This window comes from Actinomyces sp. HMSC065F12 (genome assembly GCF_001814535.1).
Taxonomy (GTDB): domain Bacteria; phylum Actinomycetota; class Actinomycetes; order Actinomycetales; family Actinomycetaceae; genus Pauljensenia; species Pauljensenia radingae_A.
Genome location: NZ_KV817042.1, coordinates 1 through 18,913 on the forward strand (window position 1 = coordinate 1; position 18,913 = coordinate 18,913).

Consider the following 18,913-nt stretch of genomic DNA (forward strand, 5'->3'; position numbering starts at 1 on the left):
GGCAGGACAGCAGTGGCATCCCCGCCCGAAGGATCTGCGGTCAGGACACACCCAAAAAGGCGGTGAAATGCAGAAAGGCCAGCAAGATGTGGAAACGCCGGCAGTGTACTGAAACGCGGCGATATACAGAAAGATCGGGACACCGCCAACACAATGTCAACGATGTCCCGACACATCACATGGTGCGCGAGGGGGGAGTTGAACCCCCACTCCATCAACTGGAACACGGACCTGAACCGTGCGCGTCTGCCTATTCCGCCACTCGCGCGTTGCTATAGAAGATTACGAGGCCGAGGGTGTCTTCGTCAAACCGAATCCACCACAAGAGGTGTTGAGACCAGTCACATTCACTGCCACGGGACACCGGAGCGGAAGATGACGGAGATGACGGTTGCGGCAAGAACCAGGACCAGCCCGATGATGTCTGGCCAGCGAAAACGAACTCGATCGCGCTCAACTGGCGGGATTCCACCGCGCATTGTCATTGCCCTGCCGGTGTCATCGGCACGTCTCGAGGACGCGGATAACGTTGCGGTTGTCATATCCACGATCAATTTGAGCTGACCGCGAAATGTCATCATCGGCCCATCATCTGTCCAGCGCAGGCGCACGGCGTCGAACACTGCCTGCATCTGGTCGCGCACGGTCGACAGACCTCGAAGCGCAAAACTTGCCGCCATTACCCACTCGTCGACGGGAGCTCGAAACCACGTGAGGGGGTGGAGCAGTGTTCGAAGTGCCGGGGCGATTCGTTCAATGGGTGTGGTCCACACGAGCAGCAGTGATCCGAGGATCACTTCGACCATGACGAGGAAGGCGCGGACGAAAATCAATGCACCGCCGCCGATCGCGGCCCCGATCATGCCGCCAATGAAGCCGGCCCAGATCCAGGACGGCAGGCGCGGCCGTGCCGAAATGGGCACGCGTCCGACAACAGCCGCAACCAGGAGACACACGCCGACCGCCGCGACAGTTGGCCACTTGGGAAGCAGGACCAGCAGTGTCGTCAGAATTGCCAGGCAGATGATCTTCGTGCCGACCCACATGCGCGTCAGGGGAGATTCCCACGGCAGCGGGCGGGGCAGTGCCAACGTAGGTGATGGGCGAGGGCGCCTGTGCGTAGCGGCAGATCCGCGAACACCTGTGTTGGATGGCGTATTGCGTGCGAATGTACTCATGACAGTTTCCCTTCGACGAGGGAAAGGTGCCGGGAGCACACCTGATCCAAACCTTCAAAATCGTGCGAAATCACAATAATTCCCATGCCGCGATCCTGCCGGCGTTTCAGCGCGCTGATGACCAGTTCACGCGATGTTGCATCCAGGCCCGCCAGAGGCTCGTCAAGCACAATGAAATTCAGGTCCGCTGCGAATAATCCAGCCAACGCGACGCGTCGCATCTGCCCGCCGGAGAGTTCATCAATACCGCGCCTTTGCAACTCACAGTCCAGTCCCACTTCCGCCATCGCGCGGCTGACCACGTCGTCGACCCGCTCTGTGTCGTCAGGGTCGATGTTGGCGGCCGCGGCAATGTCCAGACGCACGGACGGGCGTTGGAGCTGAAGTCGGGCGAATTGCATCGACATGCCGATGGATCCGACTTGCTGGCTGGAGGGCTTGTCGCCCAGGAGGCAATCTCCCCAGGTGGGAGGCATCAGTCCTGTCATGATGCGTGCCAGTGTCGATTTGCCCGACCCGTTCTCACCTGCGATCAGGACACTCTCACCTGGCGCAACGTCCAGATTAATGTCAAAGAGGACCTGCTTGTGCCACGGGGTCCTCACGTCGTAGGCGTGCGACACGTCGTGCAGTGTCAGCGCCGGGGCGAAGTGATCCCCCCACCGTTTGAGGTGGGACACGATGTCGTCAGCCTCATCGTCGGTGGAGATCAGAGGCGTGACTGGTGCGGTGCGAACCGCGGATGGGTCACCCTCGTCAATGGGGGAGTCGTGCACGCTGCTGGCTGGCGGGCGGGTGGGAGAGGCTGTGGAATCAGTAGCATCGTCGGTGGGGACGGCCACGACATCGGCAGCGCCGCTGGTGAGGTGGCAGGTCAGGGAGCCAGATGCGCCGGTGGTCGTGCTGTCGGTGAGCGGACTGGTCGGGTCGGTGGGAGCACCATCGAAAGTGACGTGACCGTTGTCGAGTGTGATCAGCCGGTCGGCCCGTGCCGCTTCAGTGAGGTCGTGGGTGATGTGAACGACGGTTGTGCCGGTGCGGGGCAGGTCAGCGAGGATGGCGATCAGTTCGGTGCGCCCCTGCTGGTCGATCATGGCGGTTGACTCGTCCGAGATCAGCAGGGCAGGCTGGCGTGCCAAGGCTCCGGCCAGTGCGAGTCGTTGCAGTTGGCCGCCCGACAGGTGACGTACCGGCATCGCGGACAGGCCAGGCAGACCGACCTGATTCAGAAGAATGTCGAGGGGGAGCGCGGCGCGCTCGTCGGAACTCATACCCCACAGGATGTCTTCTTCGACCGTTTCGCCCAGCGATGACAATTCGGTGCGTTGAGCCAGCAGTGCGACCCCGCTATGTCGACCCAGTCCGATCCGGCCGGGCCGCTTCACGGAACCGGCGCTGTGGCGCGCACCGGCAAGAATGGATGCTAGGGTCGACTTTCCAGATCCGTTCGGCCCGGCGATGACGACGAACTGGCCGCGGTCGATGGTGAGGCTCACGCCGTCAAGCGCGTCGCGCGTGGCGCCCGGATAGTGCATGTGGACGTCGGTGAGCGTGGTGGGCAACGGCTGGATCGGGGCGGCATCCTCGTCGACGCGCAGTGGATCTAATGCATTGCCCTGCGGAATACGGGCGAGGACGTGACCCATCAGCCAGTGCGCAACGGTCAATGTGAGTGCGAATGCGAAAAGTACGGATACCGGCAGCCATGCCCACCAGTAGGCCACCATCCAGTCGGTGAAGGTCAGGAACAGGTCGGACATCGGGCGGGTGAGGCTCCATCCGGATAACAGCCGCGCGTAGCCTTTGACCGAGACTCGCACAGATTCAAGCGTGAGTTCCCGCAGGTCGGTGAGCAGCCATAGCGTCAGGTCAGTGAGTGCTCCGAGGATGACTCCGACAATAATGCCGATCAGGAATGCGAATCGGGTGCGGATGTGTTTGCGGTGGAGTGCTCCGACGATCCACCCTGCCAGTGTCGCCTGGATTGCGGTCAGTGCGGTGTTGACTCCGCCGAGGATGGCTCCGATCAGGCAGGTGGTCAGCACGGTGGTCAGTGATGCACGAGGGCGGAGCCTGACCGCAATCATGGCGATCGGGATTGTAGCGATGAGCTGCAGGAAGTTGTTGAAGAACGGCAGGATGGTAGCGCCGACACATGCCACGATTGCCAGTCCGGCAAGCACTCCGCATGAAGCAAGTTCAACCGGTGTGAGCGCGCCGGTCGGGCGTGCGGTGCCTGCCGTGGATCGCGTGTGAGAACGGTGTGATGACAATTGTGTATCCACTGACAGGAACGGCAGGATGACAGGAGGCAGTCTGAAATCAGAGGGTGACGGCTGTGCCGGTTGCTGTGCAGATCAGAGTGCCTTGCATGCAGGTGTAGTGCATCTCAACACTGATCACGGCGTCAGCTCCGAGGAGTTCGGCACGCTCGCACATTTGGTTGACAGCATTTTCAAAAGCGGTCTGCAGGTTTTCCTCGCCTCTTTTGCGTCCGCCGTTGAGCGCTTTCAGCATTCCGCTCGCGGGGAAAGATGAAACAGTTTCACCTGATACAAGGCCGATGTAACGCGTGATCGGCTGACCTTCGATGGACGGTGTCGTCACTGCGAGCATGTTGTCTCCCATCTATTGACGCAACGATTCGGCAGGCTGGCAATGCGACTGCCATGGGCGCCCGCTGCGCCCGAGCCGACCAGTCGGGCGGCCTGAATCCACTTGTATCATTCCACGTGCGCGCCGCGCGCGCACTTACAGTGCGTGCGCCGTCTTGTTTACCGGCAGGCAGCGTCTGGGTCTGTCAGGGGTTGTCAGAAATCCCAGTCTTCGTCCTCGGTGTCGACGATCTCACCGATGACGTAGGAAGAGCCGGAACCGGAGAAGAAGTCGTGGTTTTCGTCGGCATTCGGTGACAGTGCTGCCAGGATCGCCGGGTTCACATCGGTTTCATCATGCGGGAACAGTGCCTCATACCCCAGGTTCATCAGAGCCTTGTTCGCGTTGTAACGCAGGAACTTCTTGACGTCCTCGGTCAACCCCAACGGGTCATACAGCGACTCGGTGTACAGCTCTTCGTTTTCATACAACTCGAACAGCAGTGAGAACGTGTAATCCTTCAGTTCCTGACGGCGCTTCTCATCGGCCTCGTTGACAGCCAGCTGATACTTGTAGCCGATGTAGTAGCCGTGCACGGCTTCGTCACGAATGATCAGGCGAATCAGGTCGGCGGTGTTGGTGAGCTTGGCGTGCGCCGACCAGTACATCGGGGCGTAAAAGCCGGAGTAGAACAGGAAGGATTCCAGCATCGTGGACGCCACTTTGCGTTTTTCTGGGTCGTCACCGTCGTAGTACGACTTCACGATGTGTGCCTTGCGCTGCAGCGGTTCGTTCTCACGCGACCAGCGGAACGACTCATTGATCTCCTGTGTGGACAGCAGTGTGGAGAAAATCGACGAGTATGACTTGGCGTGAACTGACTCCATGAACGCGATGTTTGTGTAGACCGCTTCTTCGTGGGGGGTGCGCGCATCAGGAATCAGGGAGACGGCACCGACGGTGCCCTGCAGCGTGTCCAGCAGGGTCAGGCCTGTGAACACGCGGTTCGTCATGGTCTGTTCATCCTCGTTGAGCGTCTTCCACGACTGAATGTCGTTGGACAACGGGATTTTCTCAGGCAGCCAGAAGTTACGAGTCAGACGATCCCATACCTCTTCGTCTTTTTCATCGATGATCTTGTTCCAGTTAATGGCTTCGATCGTCTCATTCTCTGATGCATGAATGGGATCCACAGTTGTTCCTCCTCAATCCTGGTGGTGTCGCACATGCACGCCACTAGCCCAGCCTACTGGTCTGAGCGTCGAAAAGACACGCCCGCCAGATGTGATGTGGCCGTGTCCTAGTGCACCTCGCACCCGCATTCGCATTGCCTGTCACTGTCGTCGTCGTGGTCAGCGCCCGCAGTCCTCGCAATCATGTGGGCAGTGGGCGTCCTGTCTTGAGCTCAGCAAACCGGACACGTGCGCCGTTTCCATTCCAGCAACGAGGGCTGCCATCAGCGCGGCCAGATCCGTGTGCGCACATCTCTTGCCCGCAGCTCTGCGATTCTCGCCGCGCCGAAAGATAGTTTTCTCGATCCACACTGTTGCAGCCGTCGTCACAGCAGTAATGCCGACCGCGGCTCCAATAAGTGCAGGATTTTCCTGCAGAGTTTCTTGAAGGGTGTCCAATGCTTGGTGGTGGCCACTGCGGTGATCGCCGTGGCGATGATGTTCTGTGCTGCAGCCGCACTGGTCGTGATCGCAATGCTGTCCGTCGTGGTGTCGATTGCCCGTACAGCCGCACGATCCGTCGCTCTGGCAGTCGCACTCCTTGTGTGGTTCAGGCTCCAACGTCCGATTCGGGTCGAGTGGGCCAGCCTGATCCTTGTCGATCAGCGGAACGGTACGCTCACCAGCGGCTGCGGCACCTTCATCCGATCCGCAGCCACATTTGCCCTTTCCTTTGCCACACGCGCAGCCGTCCTGACCTTTACCGCAGCCACATCCATCGTTTTCACCGCAATTGCAGCTCTTGCCCTCGCATGAAGCATCTCCGTTGCAGCAGGCGCACGCGCCCCCCTCGTCACAATTGCCGACGAACGCGCGGTGATCCTCACAGCTGAACATTGACGCCAATGCGGCTGTAATTCCGCCCAGGAGCCCGGCCTTCAACACGCCGCGAACAGGTCGTGAGCGTACGAAGTCCGGCATGGCATACCACGCGAGCGTGCCGCCTGACATCAACGCGACATAACCGAGTTTGCGCGGATCACTCAGCGCCTGCTCAATGCGGCCAAACGCAGAGCTCCCGCCAACATCCGTGCTGGTTGAGCGGTCGTGATCGTGGCAATCGCAAGTCATCAGAAGCCTCCCATATATCCAGTGCTGTCAATCCTACGTGGCGGCATGTGCATTTGCAGCCAGGCCGGACGAACGCTCCTTCCACGCAGTGCTCCACTTACTCACCTCAGGAGGACCCGATATGAGACAGTGGAACCAGCAGGGGACAGCGTCGCCCTCGTCGATGCTGATGACCGGGACGCCCTGCCCCACGTATCTCTATGACCGGATGAGTCTGCCTGGAGCGTAAGGAGCGCGAGATGACCACTCACACGACCGTTGCCTGGAGCGAGGGCCGTTGGCTTCACGACCCTGCCGATCACCACATTGACGATGCGGGAAAACTGGTGGTAACCGCCACCGAGAAATCCGATGCGTGGGAGCGTACCTACTACGGCTTCAGTGTGAACACTGCGAATGCCCTGGTCAGGGAACTTCTCCACGGTACAGCAATGGAGGTGACGCTCAATGCGGCGTTCTCCGAGCAATTCGACCAGGCTGGCATTTTCGTGCGCGCCGGTGCAAAAAACTGGGTCAAAGCGGGCCTTGAGTTTTCCGACGGAGTGCTGCAGCTCGGCGCGGTCGTCACGCGCGGCGTGTCCGACTGGTCAGTGTCGCCGGTCCACGAATGGCTCAACAAAGATGTGGTGATCCGCGTGAGCCGCCACGACGATTCGATCATCCTGCGTGCCGGCGTGGTGGGCGAGGGCCTCAGGTTGGTGCGAGTACTGCCGTGTCTGCCTGACGATGGCTCGGTGGTGGAGGCAGGTCCGTTCGTGTGCTCGCCGTCCAGGGGCGGACTGTCCATCGCCTTCTCGTCATGGACGCTCGGCCCTGCAGACGCCAGTTTGCACTGACGAGGGTGGTGCGGTGGACCAATTGTGCGCATCCTCGGACTGACTCCTATTGTTAAAGAGCACGGGCCGCATGGGTCCGTGAAAACGCCGGCTGCACGCTGGATGTCACGATGAGGAAACGGTGCTAGGGACAGTACTGACAACGATCACACCCATGATCACGGTGGGAGTGCTGGGAACACTTTTCGCACGCAACCGTCACTTTGTCGGTGCCCTGAACCCGATCAACGACTTCGTCTTCTATGTCACCCTGCCGTGCTACATGTTCACCGTCGTGCTCAATGCGCCACTGGACACGTCAGCTACCCCGGTCGTGGAAGCACTCTCAGGCCCCGTCATCGCAGTGCTCCTCTACTTCCTGCTCGGCTTCGCTCTCCGAGCAGTCTCTAAGCGGCGTCGGCTGTGTCAGGAACGTCGTGAAGGACAGGAAACGGACGCTGATCTCTCCGCCCGTGACCGTGCCCGCACAAGCGGAGCGTTCAACCCGTCCCCCATTGTTTTGGGCGCGACCTTCGGCAACGTCGGATACATGGGTGTGCCTATCGCACTGGCCCTGATCGGACCACAGGCCGGCCTTGCGGGCGGCGTCATTCAACTGCTCCACAACGTTGTTTTCCTGTCGGGCTATCCCATCATGCGTCAGCTCCTGCTGGGACAGTCCGCGCACGAGGAACACGTCGACCGTGATCACGCCACGCATACTGCCCGCCCCCGCCACTGGCCGCGAGCGCTCCAAGTCCTCATCCAGGCCGTCACCATGCCTCCCACAATTGCCTTTGCCCTGGCACTTGGCGTCAATGCCCTGCATATCCGCCTCCCGGAGGCAATCACGCACACGACGTCACTGATTGCCGGAGCCACGGTGCCCTGTGCCTTGTTCGCGATTGGTCTGGCTGTCCCTGAGGCCCTGCGGGCCCTGCGTCAGCGTTTTGTCCCATTGTCAGTGGTCCTCGCTGCGGCCCTGACGAAGACGGTGGTGTTGCCGCTGCTGGTGGTGGGCGTGATCGCAGCGTGTGGCATTGATATTCATTCGGTGTGGGCGCTGACGGCGATCGTCCTGGCGAGCATTCCCTCGGCGTCAGCGGTGCTCAACCTTGCGCTCGGCCTGGATGGTGACCCTCAGGGAGCAACCTCCACGATCGTTATGACGCTGACCGTCTTTCCCGTGACATTCCCGCTGGTGTTCTTGCTGGTGAGCGCCCTGTAGTAGGCGCTTCCTGCCCTTACCTCGGCACAGTGTCGAGGGCGTCCAGCACAGTCCGCGTCCACACCTTTGCGCCCTCTTCGTCGGGGTGAACGTTGTCGGAGGCCAGAAGGTCGGTGTGCTCTGCAATCGCGGCGGCCCAGTCGGCCACGCGAACCCGGTCCTTATGCGCTGCCGCCCATGAACGGATCGTGTCAGCGGCGGGACGAATCCACGTGTCATCGTCCGGGCCAAACCCGGTGACCAGCACGAGGCGACGATCCGGCCCGAGCTGCTTGAGCACCTCATCGAGCTGCTCGGGTGGAACATCACCGTTAGTGGCCAGAGCGACAACGACGTAGCGGCGGGCACCATATTCAGCATCAACCTGCGTGAGGACGGATGAAACCTGATAGATCGAACGCGACACTTCGGCATTGATCGCAATACCCGGACGCTCCTCAGTTAAAGCAGGCGCAGCCGCCAGCGTCACCGAATCCCCGATCACCGTGATCTGATTGCCGGGAATCGGTGTGGCGGGCTGATCTGAATGGTCGTGTCCCGCTCCGGATACGGCACCTGCGGCAGCGGACTGGGCAGCAGACGGGTCGCCCTCGGCCTTCTGGCCGGACGCGGGGGTGGTATCGCCGGCAGCGGACTGCGAGCCGGAAATGGCGGCCTGGCCGGAGCGAATGGCCTGCTCGGCGCTGGACATGGCAGGCTGGCGCGCCACTGCAGTCACGAGCACCCCGATGATCAGCATCGAGACTATGAACACGATGATGCGGCCACGCTCCTGCAGGCTCGTGATCCACAAGCGCACTGTGGCAACGATGCCGCCCTTGCGCAGCGGCGTTTCAACCCACCGGTACGAGGCCTCTGCGATCACGACGCTGAGCGCTGCCAGAGCGAGCGCCATCGGGCGCGGCATGTCGCCATCGACGAGGTAGTAGCCCAGAACCCACAGCGGCCAGTGCCACAGGTAGATGCCATAGGAGCGTTCACCAATCCAGCGCATGAAGGGTGCATCAAGGATGCGGCACAGGAAACGTCCCGATACGGAACCGCTCAGTACTGCCGGCATCATCGCCTGGATCACTCCGACCGCGCCGAGCGTTGCAAGGATCAGAACGATTTCCAGGACGAGCGGACTGTTGTTCATGGGCAACATGATGGCGACCACCACGATGATGACGGCGCCCACGTAGCCCAGCGAGGCGCGAGCCGTCGCAGTGCGCGCACTGATCGGGGCGGGTTCATCGATGCTGAGCGGATCGCCGCAGGCCAACGCCAGCGCGCTGCCTGCCATCAGGCCGAAGGCACGCGAATCGGTTCCCATGTAGATGCGCGAGGGGTCAGCACCTCCCGCTGCCAATGCCAGTGCCCACAGAGCTGATGCCGCCATCAGACATGCAGCGACGATCCAGATCCAGCGCTCTGAATGGGTGAAAACGCGGCGCGCCAGCCACAGAAGGGCGATCACGATGAGCGGCCAGATCAGGTAGAACTGCTGCTCGATGGCCAGGGACCACATGTGGGTGAGCAGCAGCGGCTGATTGCGGTCGAAGTAGCTGGATCCGGCAGCAATCTCCACCCAGTTATAGGTATACGTCAACGCGCCGACGAATTGGCGTCGGATAGCCAGCAGCGCATCCCCGCCGACTATGGCGGCTGCAGCGGTGGCCACCACCACCATGACTGCGACGGCAGGAACCAGGCGGCGCACCCGCCGCACCCAAAAGCCCTTGAGATCAATGCGACCGGCCGTGCGGAACTCATGGATCAGCAGGGACGTGATGAGGAATCCCGAAATCACCAGGAACACATCCACGCCTACCATGCCGCCCGGCATCCACGAGCGCATCAGGTGGTAGATCAGCACCACTGCGACTGCCAGCGCGCGCAGCCCGTCAAGGCCGGGAACGCGCCGCCGGGTGGATGCTGTGTGCTGTGAATCTGCCACGTCAGTCGCGCTGTAGGGCAAAGAGATGGTCAAGCACGGCGCCTCCTGAGACACGCAAACCGTCATGCTGGTACTCGTTTGTCACCCACACACGCGATCCGCGAATGGCGCTCGCAGTTTCCAGTGACAACTCACGCGGCACAAACATGTCATCGAAGTAGACGGCCGACGCGACAGGTACCGAGTTCTCAGCCAGCACCTCCGGGTCGTACACCGCTGGCCAGTCGGTGCGGTTGGCCAGGATGTCGGCAGCCTCGCCCAGTCCGGTCAGCTCCGGATCCTCATCGAAAATCGAGCGCATCATGTGCTCGCCGGTCAGGTAGTACGGCTCGGACGTATCCAACGGGTCAGCATCTGGATCAAACCCCGCGATCTCACGCGAAAGCCGATCCGCTGACCAGCGGGTTGCAGTGCCCGCCAGGGCAGGGGTGGTCGCAGCGTAAATTGTTTCCTGCAGCACCGCATACATGGGAGTGGTCTGAGCGACCTCGTCTGCCACTTGTTGTAGGAAGTGACGCGACAGGCGTGAGACCCCGTTAACCGTGACGAAGGGGGCTTCCAGCATGTAGTGCAGTGTGTCGAAACGCAGTTGCCCACCCAGACATATGCCGATCATGCGGAAACGTTCCGTGGAGAGGCGCTCACCGGTTGGCAGGCATTCCTCGTGGTCACGCACATGCGCGGCGATGCGGCGAATCATCGGCTCATCGTCAGGGTAACGCTCATAGTACGCGCGGTTGCGTGCTGCGGTACGCTCGTAGGTCAGCCGGTAAATCGAATCAATGTCCGTCAGACCGGGCAGACCGCCGGTGTTGAAGACGGCGCGCAGCCCTTCGGGTGCAATCGACAGGTAGCACGTGTTGATGAAGCCGCCAAAACTCTGACCGAGCGTCGTCCACGGCTCATCGCCAGCCAGCTCACGGCGCACAACTTCCGCATCGCGCACAATCTGATCCTGTCGGAACAGCATCAGGTAGTCAGCAATTTCCTGAGCAGTGGGAGCGTGGTCACCCTCGTCAGTGACGGATTGATTGCCGAGGGAACTCAGCGTGAGCTTGTCGAGCCGGTGGGATCTGCCCGTCCCGCGCTGGTCCAGCAGAACGACGCGGTAGTCCTTGAGCACGCGGCCGATGAATCCGTCGCGAAAATCGCCTGGACGGGGGCCTTCACCTCCGGGGCCACCCTGCATGAACACCAGGTATGGCAGGTTGTCTCCATCGGGGGGGATAATCTCGCGAGCGTAAATATCCACCGTCCCGTGGCCATACGCATCGGGCGCATTGTGGTCCAGCGGGACGGTGAATGTGTGGTCGTGAACGGTGCATGAATGGTGAATGTAGCTTCCGATGCGCATGCACCACAGTGTAGCTACGGGTGGCGAGCCTCAGTCGTTGGCGCGCCCCAGAGCAGCCAGGACGTGACGCTCCAGCGGTGTGCAGATCAGCAACGCCACCAGACTCATTCCCAGTCCGATGCCGCCAATCATGAGCAGGCGGACCAGCGTGTCGTCCGTGGCGGCGCTGCGTCCTCCGGTTGACGCCAGCGACAGGCCACGACCCAAAGCGGCGAACAGGATGGATGTCACAACCAGGGGTACGAAACTCTGGAACAGTCGAACAAGGGTGAACAGGTGACGAGGGAATCCCATGCGGTCCAGGGCCTGAGTTTGTGTGAGTCGATCGAAGACCCCTGACGCCTGGTTCATCAGGGTGGACAGGGCTGACACGGTGAAGCCGATTCCCAGCGTGATCGTCACGCCCAGCGGGACGTCGTGCATGAAGACGATTACCGCTGGCGGTATTTCCTGCTTTGTGCTGGACACCGTAGCGAAGTCCATCACGGAGGTGAACCCGCCGATGAAGCACAGAATGGACAGCGCTCCGACTACGCGCCACACAGCGCGCGGGTCATCCATGATGCGGCGGGCCGCCAGGACCACCGAGGGGAAGTGACTCAGCGTGAATGGTGCAGCCAGGAGTTGAATGATGAACGGAGCTGCGATCGCGATCGCGATGATGATGACAGATAGCAGAGCAACAACAACGAGCATTCCGTGAGTATTGAAGTCGTCGGTCGGGAAGATAGCGAAGGTGCAGAACAGAACGATTGCTCCTGCCAGGACGAACAGGCGCCACATCCGCAGTGCCTTCGGTGTATGCCGCTTGGCGACTCCCAGCGGTGAGATCCGCACTTTCTGCAGGCCGACCAGTGTTGAGATGACTGCGATAGCGAGCAGGACGGCCAGCACAATCGCCAGTATCCATGCAGGCACGAGCATCTCGGCAGGGTCGATGGCGACAGTGAGGAAATGAGCGTGCGACCACAAAGGCAGTGTCACCACGTACAGTATGACGCCAATGGCTGCGCCGATTACCCACTGGATAACCGTTTCCACCAGTGCGATCAAGATGACCTGCCCACTTGTTGCTCCAACCAGACGCAGTGAGGCGAGGCGTTCGGATCTGCCCTGTGCTCCCAGGCGTGCCGCTGAGGACCCGAGAGAGAACACGGGGAAGGCAAGTAAGACGACTGCGAACAGGGCGAGCACGAGATACACTGTTGTATCCGATGGATACCAGTCGAGGCGTGCGAACGCTTCCAGGAGGCGCTCGGAAGGATCATTTGTCCATGTGTTGAACATCCACACGCCGCCTGCCACAGTCAGTGTCATCGCGGTGGACAGTGCAAATGATGCGACGGCCAGGACGTCCAGCCACGCGTCTCCGGTACGGGAGCGCAGTCTGCCGATGGTGAGCATCGGAGCCAAGTGCAGGGTCTTCATCGCAGATCACCACCGGGGGCCTGAGCAGGAACCTCGCGCACACCCGAATCTGCGTGCACAACGCCGTCACGGATTTCAACGAGTCGTTGACACCAGTCGGCAACGTGTGAATCGTGCGTGACGATGATGAGCGTTGCGCCACTCATCTGCGTTGTTGTCGTCAGAATCTGCATCACCTCGTGGCCGGTTGACTGATCAAGCGCGCCGGTCGGCTCGTCGGCAAAAACCACGCTGGGAGAGCCTGCCAGGGCGCGTGCGATGGCGACGCGCTGCATCTGCCCGCCTGACATTTCACCGGGACGGCGCGACTTCTCGGTACCCAGGCCGAGCCGCTCCAGCCACATATCGGCCTGAGCGAGGGACGCTTTGCGGCTTTGCCCCGTCAGCATCAGCGGCACGGCCACGTTTTCACGTGCGGGAAGTTCGGGGATGAGCTGGCCATCCTGGAACACGAAGCCGAATCGGGCCAGGCGCAGTTTGGAGCGGCGCGCGTCGGACAGTGCTGAAATGTTGTCCTGCCCCAGGAACGCGGCTCCCGATGTGGGTGGCAGAATCCCAGCCAGGCAGTGCAGCAGTGTGGACTTGCCGGACCCTGACGGACCCATGATCGCCACTGACTGCCCGGGCGGGAATTCGATGTCAACGCCTCGTAGAGCCGGTACGGTACCGAAATTCTTCGTCAACGCGTGGCCGCTGAGCACCTGAGGTGTTGCGGACGCGGAATTCATTCTTTGTGCCATGTCACCAGTACATCCTTTTGCGTGCTGATTCAACAGTGAGCAGGGGCGATATTTCATGGTAGAGCCAGGTCTACTGTCTGAACCGACCAGTACTGGAGCGCGCCGTCATCCTCCGGGCTGCGTGTGGCGCTTATAGGATGATCGTGTGCAGATGCGAGATGAATGGAAAGCGTTCCTATGTGGAGCAGGCGCATGTCTCAGCGCTCTGACTGCATGCCTGTTTGCCATGATGTTTCTCAGCAATCCCGGGATTGGTCTGGGTGTGGCGGTCGTGTGCGCACTCGCCGTATGTGCGGCCTGCCTGTTCAACGTGTGGACAATGGTCAGGGACCACGACGGCGGGGCGTGGAGGCGCCGCTCGACTGCTCCTGCAGCGCCCGACGCTTTTGACGAGGTGGTGCACGCGCAGCGAGACATCGCCAATGCCTTCGAAATTGAGCGCCGCCGCATTGAACGCGACCTGCATGACGGAGCGCAGCAGTTCATCGTTGCAGCATCAATGGATATCGGGGAAGCGGCTTTGATGCTCGATGACCTGTCAGCGGTCGACAGCGTGGATCCCGCGAGTATGCGCAGCGTCAGCGAACGCCTCGAATCAGCAGCCCAGCGCACGGAAAAAGCTCTGTCCGCCTTGCGTCGCACAGTTGCCGGCATCCACCCTAAAGTGCTGTCAGATCTGGGGCTTGAGGCAGCGGTGCGAGACCTGGCGGACGCCAGTCCGCTGGACGCCGACGTCAAGGTACCCATCCAGCTTCCCGACATTCCTCAGGGCGTGATTGCTGCCGGATACTTCATGGTGGCTGAATGCCTGACGAACGCCGCGAAGTATGCGCCTCACGCGCATGTCACCGTGCTGGTCATCGCCGGTGAGAATCTACAGATCACAGTGACAGATGACGGTCCTGGAGGAGCAAGCGTGCGCGCCGACGGCGGACTGGCTGGCATGCGTGAACGACTGGCCTCCTTCGGCGGTTCCCTGGATGTGTCCAGTCCCGAGGGTGGCCCGACCATTATTTCGGGGCGAATTCCGCTCATGTTGACGCGCGGCGAATTCAGCGTCACATCACAAGCCGGCTCACCCCTCACCAATAAGGAGGCATGATGAAACTCATCGTGGCAGATGACTCCACGCTTTTCCGTGAAGGCATTATCGGCCTGCTGGAGCGACGCGGCCATGAGGTCATCGCGCACGTCGCCACAGCGCCGGAGCTGATTGACGCAGTTGGACAGGTCGACGCGGACCTGGTGATCACCGATGTGCGCATGCCGCCGGGAATGAGTGATGACGGCCTGCGCGCAGCTGTTGAAATTCGCAGACAGCACCCTGGTTTGGGAATAGTGGTGCTGTCACAGTATGTGGCACCGGCCTACGCGCGCGAACTGTTCAACCCGCAGTCCGCCCACCATCTGGCTTCGGATGTCAGGTTTGCGGGGTCACCTTCGGCCGGCAATGCGGATGAGGATGCCCCCGGAGGGCTTGGCTACCTGCTCAAAGACCGTGTCGCACGGGTTGCTGACTTTATCCGATCGCTCGACATTGTCGCTGCTGGCGGCGTGGTGATCGACCCGGAGGTGGCGGCGGAGCTGATGCGGCACGAGCCGTCGAAGCTGTCCACGCTGACTGAGCGCGAAATTGAGATTCTCGCGCTCATGGCGCGCGGATTGTCGAATGCGGAACTGGCCGATGAACTGGTCGTATCGGCGGCAACCGTGTCGAAACACGTGGCGAACATCTTCCTCAAACTCGGCATGGAGCCGGGTGAGGAGAACCGTCGGGTGCGCGCGGTGCTGGCCTACCTGACTGAGCAGCACGCGCAGCGCTGATTGCCGGCGCACCGTCGCGCTCGTGCCGGCCTGGCTTAGCCGGCGTCGACCACGGGCGTGAACTGCTGCCAGATGACGCGCGCCGTGTCAGCACTGGATCCTGCCCACACGTGAGTGATGCGGATTGTGCCTGGCCACGTCGCATCGCTGCCTGAAATCGTAAAGGTAGCGATCCACATGTTCGCGCCGCTCTCACAGATCTCGATGCGACTGACCCGGCACGACTCGCCTGGACGAATCGGCACATCACGCAGCTCTAAGCGATCGTGTCCCTCATGGTCAATAATGCGGGCACCTCCCGCCTCATACGTGCCAAGCTCCTTGACGTTGAGGCTGGCCCACGCGCGGATCAGACTCTTTTGCCGACGCCGTATCGTCGCTGCGGAGTCAACGGTGGGCGGGTCACCCTCGTCAATCGGGGATGCACAACCAGAACCTGGTGAGGACTCAAAACCTGAGCCGGATACGGATGCGAAACCTGGGCCCGGCTCGGGGGCTCGACCATCGCGGTACGCTTCTGCCGCGCCGCGCGCGTGAGTGTCAGCCAGCTCGTTGAGGTCATGTCCGGCGTGGCCGCGCACCCACGCGAAGTGTGCATCGCGTGAGGCGATGAGCCGGTCAATCTCCTGAATGACCTCGAGGTTCGCGATCGGCTTCTTGTCGGCTTTCTGCCACCCCTTCTTCTTCCACGACGGTGCCCACTTGGTGATGACGTTAATGGCGTACTGTGAATCAGCCAGGATTTCCAGGCGTCTGCCGCGCAGCTCATCCGTGTCGGTTGCGCGCAGGAGCTCCAACACGGCGGTCAGCTCGCCCAGGTTGTTCGTTCCTGACGGCCAGCCACCGGCATCCCAGTGGTCACGGTCCACGACCCACGCCCATCCGGCAGGTCCTGGATTTCCAAGCGATGAGCCGTCGACGGCAGCGCGGATCGGATCTGACGATTCACTCATTGATTCCCACCTGACTGAGGGCGAAAGCGAACTCTTCGGCGCGGGAGGCCCAATGCCCGTAACGTCCGGACGGGCCGCGATGTCCGGCAACCATCTGGGTGCGCATGATGATCGGGCGCTCAGTCGGGTCGCTCTGACCGGCAAATGTGGTTGTGACGGCTGCACTGCCCAGCTCAGATGCACGGCCCGCCGCTGTCGTATTGCCCGCAGTGGCCTGGCGCAGGCGCTGCACCCACTTCAGCGGCTCACCGAAGAGCACGCGCGTGTCGTTAATGCTGGTGGAGGCCATAATCGCGGGATACTCCACGCCGTCGGCAACATTTTCATACGGCGAATACGACTTCATAACGGTGTAGATTTCGCGATCTTCAATCGGATTGCCCCACTCTTCCCATTCACCGACAGTCAGCGGCAACGAGGGATCAAGGATCGAGGTCAGTGCGTCAACGAACGGCACGCCGGCCAAGATCACCCGGAACAGGTCAGGTGCCATATTCGTCACCGCACCCATGAGCAGGCCGCCAGCCGAACGTCCCTCCGCGATCAGGCGGTGTGGCGCTACCCACCCGGCGTCGACAAGGAAGCGCCCCACGTCGATGAAATCGGTGAACGTATGGGTTTTCACCTCGCGCCGGCCATCCTCGTACCACCAGCGCCCCATCTCACCGCCGCCACGAATATGAGCGAGGGCGAACACGACGCCTCGCTGAATGGCCGGCAGGCGCAGCACGGAAAACTCCGGGTCGTTGGAAATCTCATACGAGCCGTAGCCGTACAGCCAGCCTGCTGCACGTCCATCGCACGCAGCGTCGCGGCGGTGCACCAGTGTGACCGGGATACGGGTGTGGCCATCACGGGCCGTGACCCACACGCGCTCTTCCACATAGCCGGCGCGCTGCTCGGCATCCCACCCGGGCACTGCTTTTTCACGCAGGACGTGTGCGGATCCGTCACGAGGATCCACGGCGACCGTGCGAGGCGGCTGCGTGATCGACTGGCATTCAACCAGGATCAGCCGGTCGTGCCAGTCCAGTTGACCCACAGTGTTCATCGTGAGGACCGCACCGTTATCGTGAGCGCCGGGCAGAACCGCGCGGGGCTCGGACCAGATTTGCGCGTAGTCGGGACGATGTTGACGCGCACTCGCAGCGGCGGCTTCGGGCGTGGTGGGAGCGGTGCGCGTCATGTACTCCAGCCAGGTCTGGCCATCGCGACGCATCGAGATCACGCACATCGACTCATACGCCTCCACATCCAGCAGGCGCGGTCCCTGGCTGTCACCCTCGATCAGCGTGTGCCACGTCGAATAATCCACCGATTCGGCAGCGCCTCCCTCGTCCCTGACCTGCGGAAGCGGTGCGATGGCGAGGCTGCCTTCGCGACTGTCGGCGGTGTGGATCAACAGGAGGTGATCGCCGGCCGGTTCTGCGCTGACCAGGACGCCCGGTCTGCGGCCTGTGACGCTGACCGGCATGTGGTGCGGCTGGAGGGTCGGCCACAGCCATACCTCGCTGGTGGACGTCGAAGCCGACGTAATCACCACCCAGTTCGGGTCACGTGCCTGCTCAAAGTAGACTTCGAAACGCTCATCCGGCTCGTCAAGAAGGCGGCGGTCGTGCGCTGGATCCTCACCTACGACGTGCAGCCACACCTGGCATGCGCGCCAGGCATCGTCGACCCGCGTGTACAGCACCGACGCTGAATCAGCTGACCATGCCACGCCGTACCCAACGTTCGTGACCTGCTCATCGACCGTGCGCCCGGAGGCAATATCCGTGACCACCAGCGTGTAGCGCTCATCTCCACTCGTGTCCTTGAGCCACGCCACGCGCGTACCGTCCGGGCTGGGCGCCCACTCGCCCACAGAAAAGAACTCTTCGCCCGCAGCCTGAGCGTTCTCATCAATGACGGTTTCCTCACCCGGAGCGGGACGGTCGGCGTGGATCGTGGGCGGAGAAAGTGGGGCGGCGTCGACGTGCGCTGGCGATTCGTCATTGACGAGGGTGACCGGCACGCGCTGATGAGACACATACTGTGAGCCTTCTTCGGTGCGATCGAAATACCAGTACTGGCCGATGCGGATCGGTACGGTGACATCGGTTTCAACGGTGTGCGCCTTGAACTCGCTGACCAGCGTGTCGCTCAGCGCGCGCAGCGGAGCCGTGACGTGATCGGCCCACGCGTTTTCCTTTTCCACCAGGTCGATGACTGCAGGGTCGTCCGCGCAACGCAACCACTGGAAGGGATCTGCGAAGGAATCACCGTGGAAGGAACGCGGCGGATCCAATGGCCGGGACTGTGCTCGCGGCGGAACGGGTGGCTGAGCCTGCGCTCGCGGCGGCTGGATGCCTGCGTCGTGGTGCTGTTTGTTGTCAGATGGCGCGGAAGAGTGGTGCATGGCTGTCAGTGTAGACGCTTGACAGCGCGCCGGTTCGATGCGGGCGCCAGGGCTGGAGGTGCTGCCTCGGGCCGAGCCTCGTGTCATCCGCGTGCACGATGCCCTAGATTTAAGCCCCCAAGGTACACAACCCCCTAGATTTAAGCCCCCAAGGTGCA

At 61.7% G+C, this 18,913-nt stretch carries 15 protein-coding genes and 1 tRNA gene; 5 read left to right on the forward strand and 11 right to left on the reverse strand.

All coding sequences use genetic code 11. From position 1 onward, the window contains the following. Positions 1-180: 180 nt before the first annotated feature. The 5 genes from HMPREF2975_RS11125 to nrdF form a co-directional block, all read right to left on the reverse strand. Positions 181-268, reverse strand: a tRNA-Leu gene (locus tag HMPREF2975_RS11125). A gap of 79 nt (positions 269-347) precedes the next feature. Further along, positions 348-1,178: an energy-coupling factor transporter transmembrane component T family protein gene (locus HMPREF2975_RS11130; protein ID WP_083314562.1), complete on the reverse strand. Its 831-nt coding sequence runs from the start codon at positions 1,176-1,178 to the stop codon at positions 348-350. After that, a complete protein-coding gene (locus HMPREF2975_RS11135; protein ID WP_058237659.1) occupies positions 1,175-3,451 on the reverse strand; it encodes an ABC transporter ATP-binding protein in 2,277 nt (758 codons plus the stop codon). The genes HMPREF2975_RS11130 and HMPREF2975_RS11135 overlap by 4 nt, the downstream gene beginning before the upstream one ends. A 49-nt stretch (positions 3,452-3,500) precedes the next feature. Continuing rightward, the gene (locus tag HMPREF2975_RS11140; RefSeq protein ID WP_070728262.1) at positions 3,501-3,794 is read right to left on the reverse strand and encodes a heavy metal-binding domain-containing protein; all 294 of its coding nucleotides are present in this window, start codon (positions 3,792-3,794) and stop codon (positions 3,501-3,503) included. Positions 3,795-3,988: 194 nt separating this feature from the next. After that, complete coding sequence (gene nrdF, locus HMPREF2975_RS11145; protein WP_058237952.1) at positions 3,989-4,957, reverse strand: class 1b ribonucleoside-diphosphate reductase subunit beta; 969 nt, start codon at positions 4,955-4,957, stop codon at positions 3,989-3,991. A 456-nt stretch (positions 4,958-5,413) separates the two neighbouring features. Here nrdF and HMPREF2975_RS12655 point away from each other — a divergent pair, with 456 nt between their 5' ends. From HMPREF2975_RS12655 to HMPREF2975_RS11160, 3 genes are all read left to right on the forward strand, one after another. After that, the gene (locus HMPREF2975_RS12655) at positions 5,414-5,761 is read left to right on the forward strand and encodes a hypothetical protein (protein WP_193600055.1); all 348 of its coding nucleotides are present in this window, start codon (positions 5,414-5,416) and stop codon (positions 5,759-5,761) included. A 554-nt stretch (positions 5,762-6,315) separates the two neighbouring features. Further along, a complete protein-coding gene (locus tag HMPREF2975_RS11155) occupies positions 6,316-6,912 on the forward strand; it encodes a DUF1349 domain-containing protein (protein ID WP_070728005.1) in 597 nt (198 codons plus the stop codon). Positions 6,913-7,066: 154 nt separating this feature from the next. Further along, positions 7,067-8,119, forward strand: a complete 1,053-nt coding sequence (locus tag HMPREF2975_RS11160) for an AEC family transporter (RefSeq protein ID WP_070728008.1) — start codon at positions 7,067-7,069, stop codon at positions 8,117-8,119. 16 nt (positions 8,120-8,135) lie between these two features. On the opposite strand, the gene HMPREF2975_RS11165 is transcribed toward HMPREF2975_RS11160, so the two are convergent. The 4 genes from HMPREF2975_RS11165 to HMPREF2975_RS11180 are packed head-to-tail and all read right to left on the reverse strand — an operon-like array spanning position 8,136 to position 13,580. Beyond that, positions 8,136-10,091 carry an acyltransferase family protein gene (locus HMPREF2975_RS11165; protein WP_193600056.1) on the reverse strand — a complete coding sequence of 652 codons (1,956 nt, stop codon included), beginning with the start codon at positions 10,089-10,091 and terminating at the stop codon, positions 8,136-8,138. Next, positions 10,060-11,412 carry an alpha/beta fold hydrolase gene (locus HMPREF2975_RS11170; protein ID WP_070728014.1) on the reverse strand — a complete coding sequence of 451 codons (1,353 nt, stop codon included), beginning with the start codon at positions 11,410-11,412 and terminating at the stop codon, positions 10,060-10,062. The genes HMPREF2975_RS11165 and HMPREF2975_RS11170 overlap by 32 nt, the downstream gene beginning before the upstream one ends. 30 nt (positions 11,413-11,442) lie before the next feature. After that, positions 11,443-12,840, reverse strand: coding sequence for an FtsX-like permease family protein (locus HMPREF2975_RS11175; protein WP_070728017.1), 1,398 nt, complete (start codon positions 12,838-12,840; stop codon positions 11,443-11,445). Then, a complete protein-coding gene (locus tag HMPREF2975_RS11180; RefSeq protein ID WP_227469383.1) occupies positions 12,837-13,580 on the reverse strand; it encodes an ABC transporter ATP-binding protein in 744 nt (247 codons plus the stop codon). Before HMPREF2975_RS11180 ends, HMPREF2975_RS11175 begins: the two co-directional genes overlap by 4 nt. A 151-nt stretch (positions 13,581-13,731) precedes the next feature. Between HMPREF2975_RS11180 and HMPREF2975_RS11185 the strand changes: the two genes are divergently transcribed. Beyond that, on the forward strand, positions 13,732-14,682 hold the full coding sequence (locus HMPREF2975_RS11185; protein ID WP_227469389.1) for a sensor histidine kinase: 951 nt from the start codon (positions 13,732-13,734) through the stop codon (positions 14,680-14,682). Further along, entirely contained in the window at positions 14,682-15,404 is a 723-nt protein-coding gene (locus HMPREF2975_RS11190; protein ID WP_070728267.1) for a response regulator transcription factor, read from the forward strand. Before HMPREF2975_RS11185 ends, HMPREF2975_RS11190 begins: the two co-directional genes overlap by 1 nt. A gap of 35 nt (positions 15,405-15,439) precedes the next feature. Here the strand turns inward: HMPREF2975_RS11190 and HMPREF2975_RS12175 are convergent, their stop codons facing one another. After that, positions 15,440-16,357: a ribonuclease H family protein gene (locus tag HMPREF2975_RS12175; protein WP_083314564.1), complete on the reverse strand. Its 918-nt coding sequence runs from the start codon at positions 16,355-16,357 to the stop codon at positions 15,440-15,442. Continuing rightward, positions 16,350-18,842, reverse strand: coding sequence for a S9 family peptidase (locus HMPREF2975_RS11200; RefSeq protein WP_227469384.1), 2,493 nt, complete (start codon positions 18,840-18,842; stop codon positions 16,350-16,352). Before HMPREF2975_RS11200 ends, HMPREF2975_RS12175 begins: the two co-directional genes overlap by 8 nt. Between the last annotated feature and the right edge of the window lie 71 nt (positions 18,843-18,913).

What these genes read in the sequence shown, in the direction of transcription:
- HMPREF2975_RS11160 (WP_070728008.1), top strand. Translation starts at nt 7,067, where the DNA reads ATGATCACGGTGGGAGTGCTGGGAACACTTTTCGCACGCAACCGTCAC.
- HMPREF2975_RS11140 (WP_070728262.1), bottom strand. Translation starts at nt 3,794, where the DNA reads ATGCTCGCAGTGACGACACCGTCCATCGAAGGTCAGCCGATCACGCGT.
- HMPREF2975_RS11170 (WP_070728014.1), bottom strand. Translation starts at nt 11,412, where the DNA reads ATGCGCATCGGAAGCTACATTCACCATTCATGCACCGTTCACGACCAC.
- HMPREF2975_RS12175 (WP_083314564.1), bottom strand. Translation starts at nt 16,357, where the DNA reads ATGAGTGAATCGTCAGATCCGATCCGCGCTGCCGTCGACGGCTCATCG.
- HMPREF2975_RS11180 (WP_227469383.1), bottom strand. Translation starts at nt 13,580, where the DNA reads ATGGCACAAAGAATGAATTCCGCGTCCGCAACACCTCAGGTGCTCAGC.
- HMPREF2975_RS11185 (WP_227469389.1), top strand. Translation starts at nt 13,732, where the DNA reads ATGCGAGATGAATGGAAAGCGTTCCTATGTGGAGCAGGCGCATGTCTC.
- HMPREF2975_RS11190 (WP_070728267.1), top strand. Translation starts at nt 14,682, where the DNA reads ATGAAACTCATCGTGGCAGATGACTCCACGCTTTTCCGTGAAGGCATT.
- HMPREF2975_RS11200 (WP_227469384.1), bottom strand. Translation starts at nt 18,842, where the DNA reads ATGACACGAGGCTCGGCCCGAGGCAGCACCTCCAGCCCTGGCGCCCGC.
- HMPREF2975_RS11155 (WP_070728005.1), top strand. Translation starts at nt 6,316, where the DNA reads ATGACCACTCACACGACCGTTGCCTGGAGCGAGGGCCGTTGGCTTCAC.
- HMPREF2975_RS11175 (WP_070728017.1), bottom strand. Translation starts at nt 12,840, where the DNA reads ATGAAGACCCTGCACTTGGCTCCGATGCTCACCATCGGCAGACTGCGC.
- HMPREF2975_RS11130 (WP_083314562.1), bottom strand. Translation starts at nt 1,178, where the DNA reads ATGAGTACATTCGCACGCAATACGCCATCCAACACAGGTGTTCGCGGA.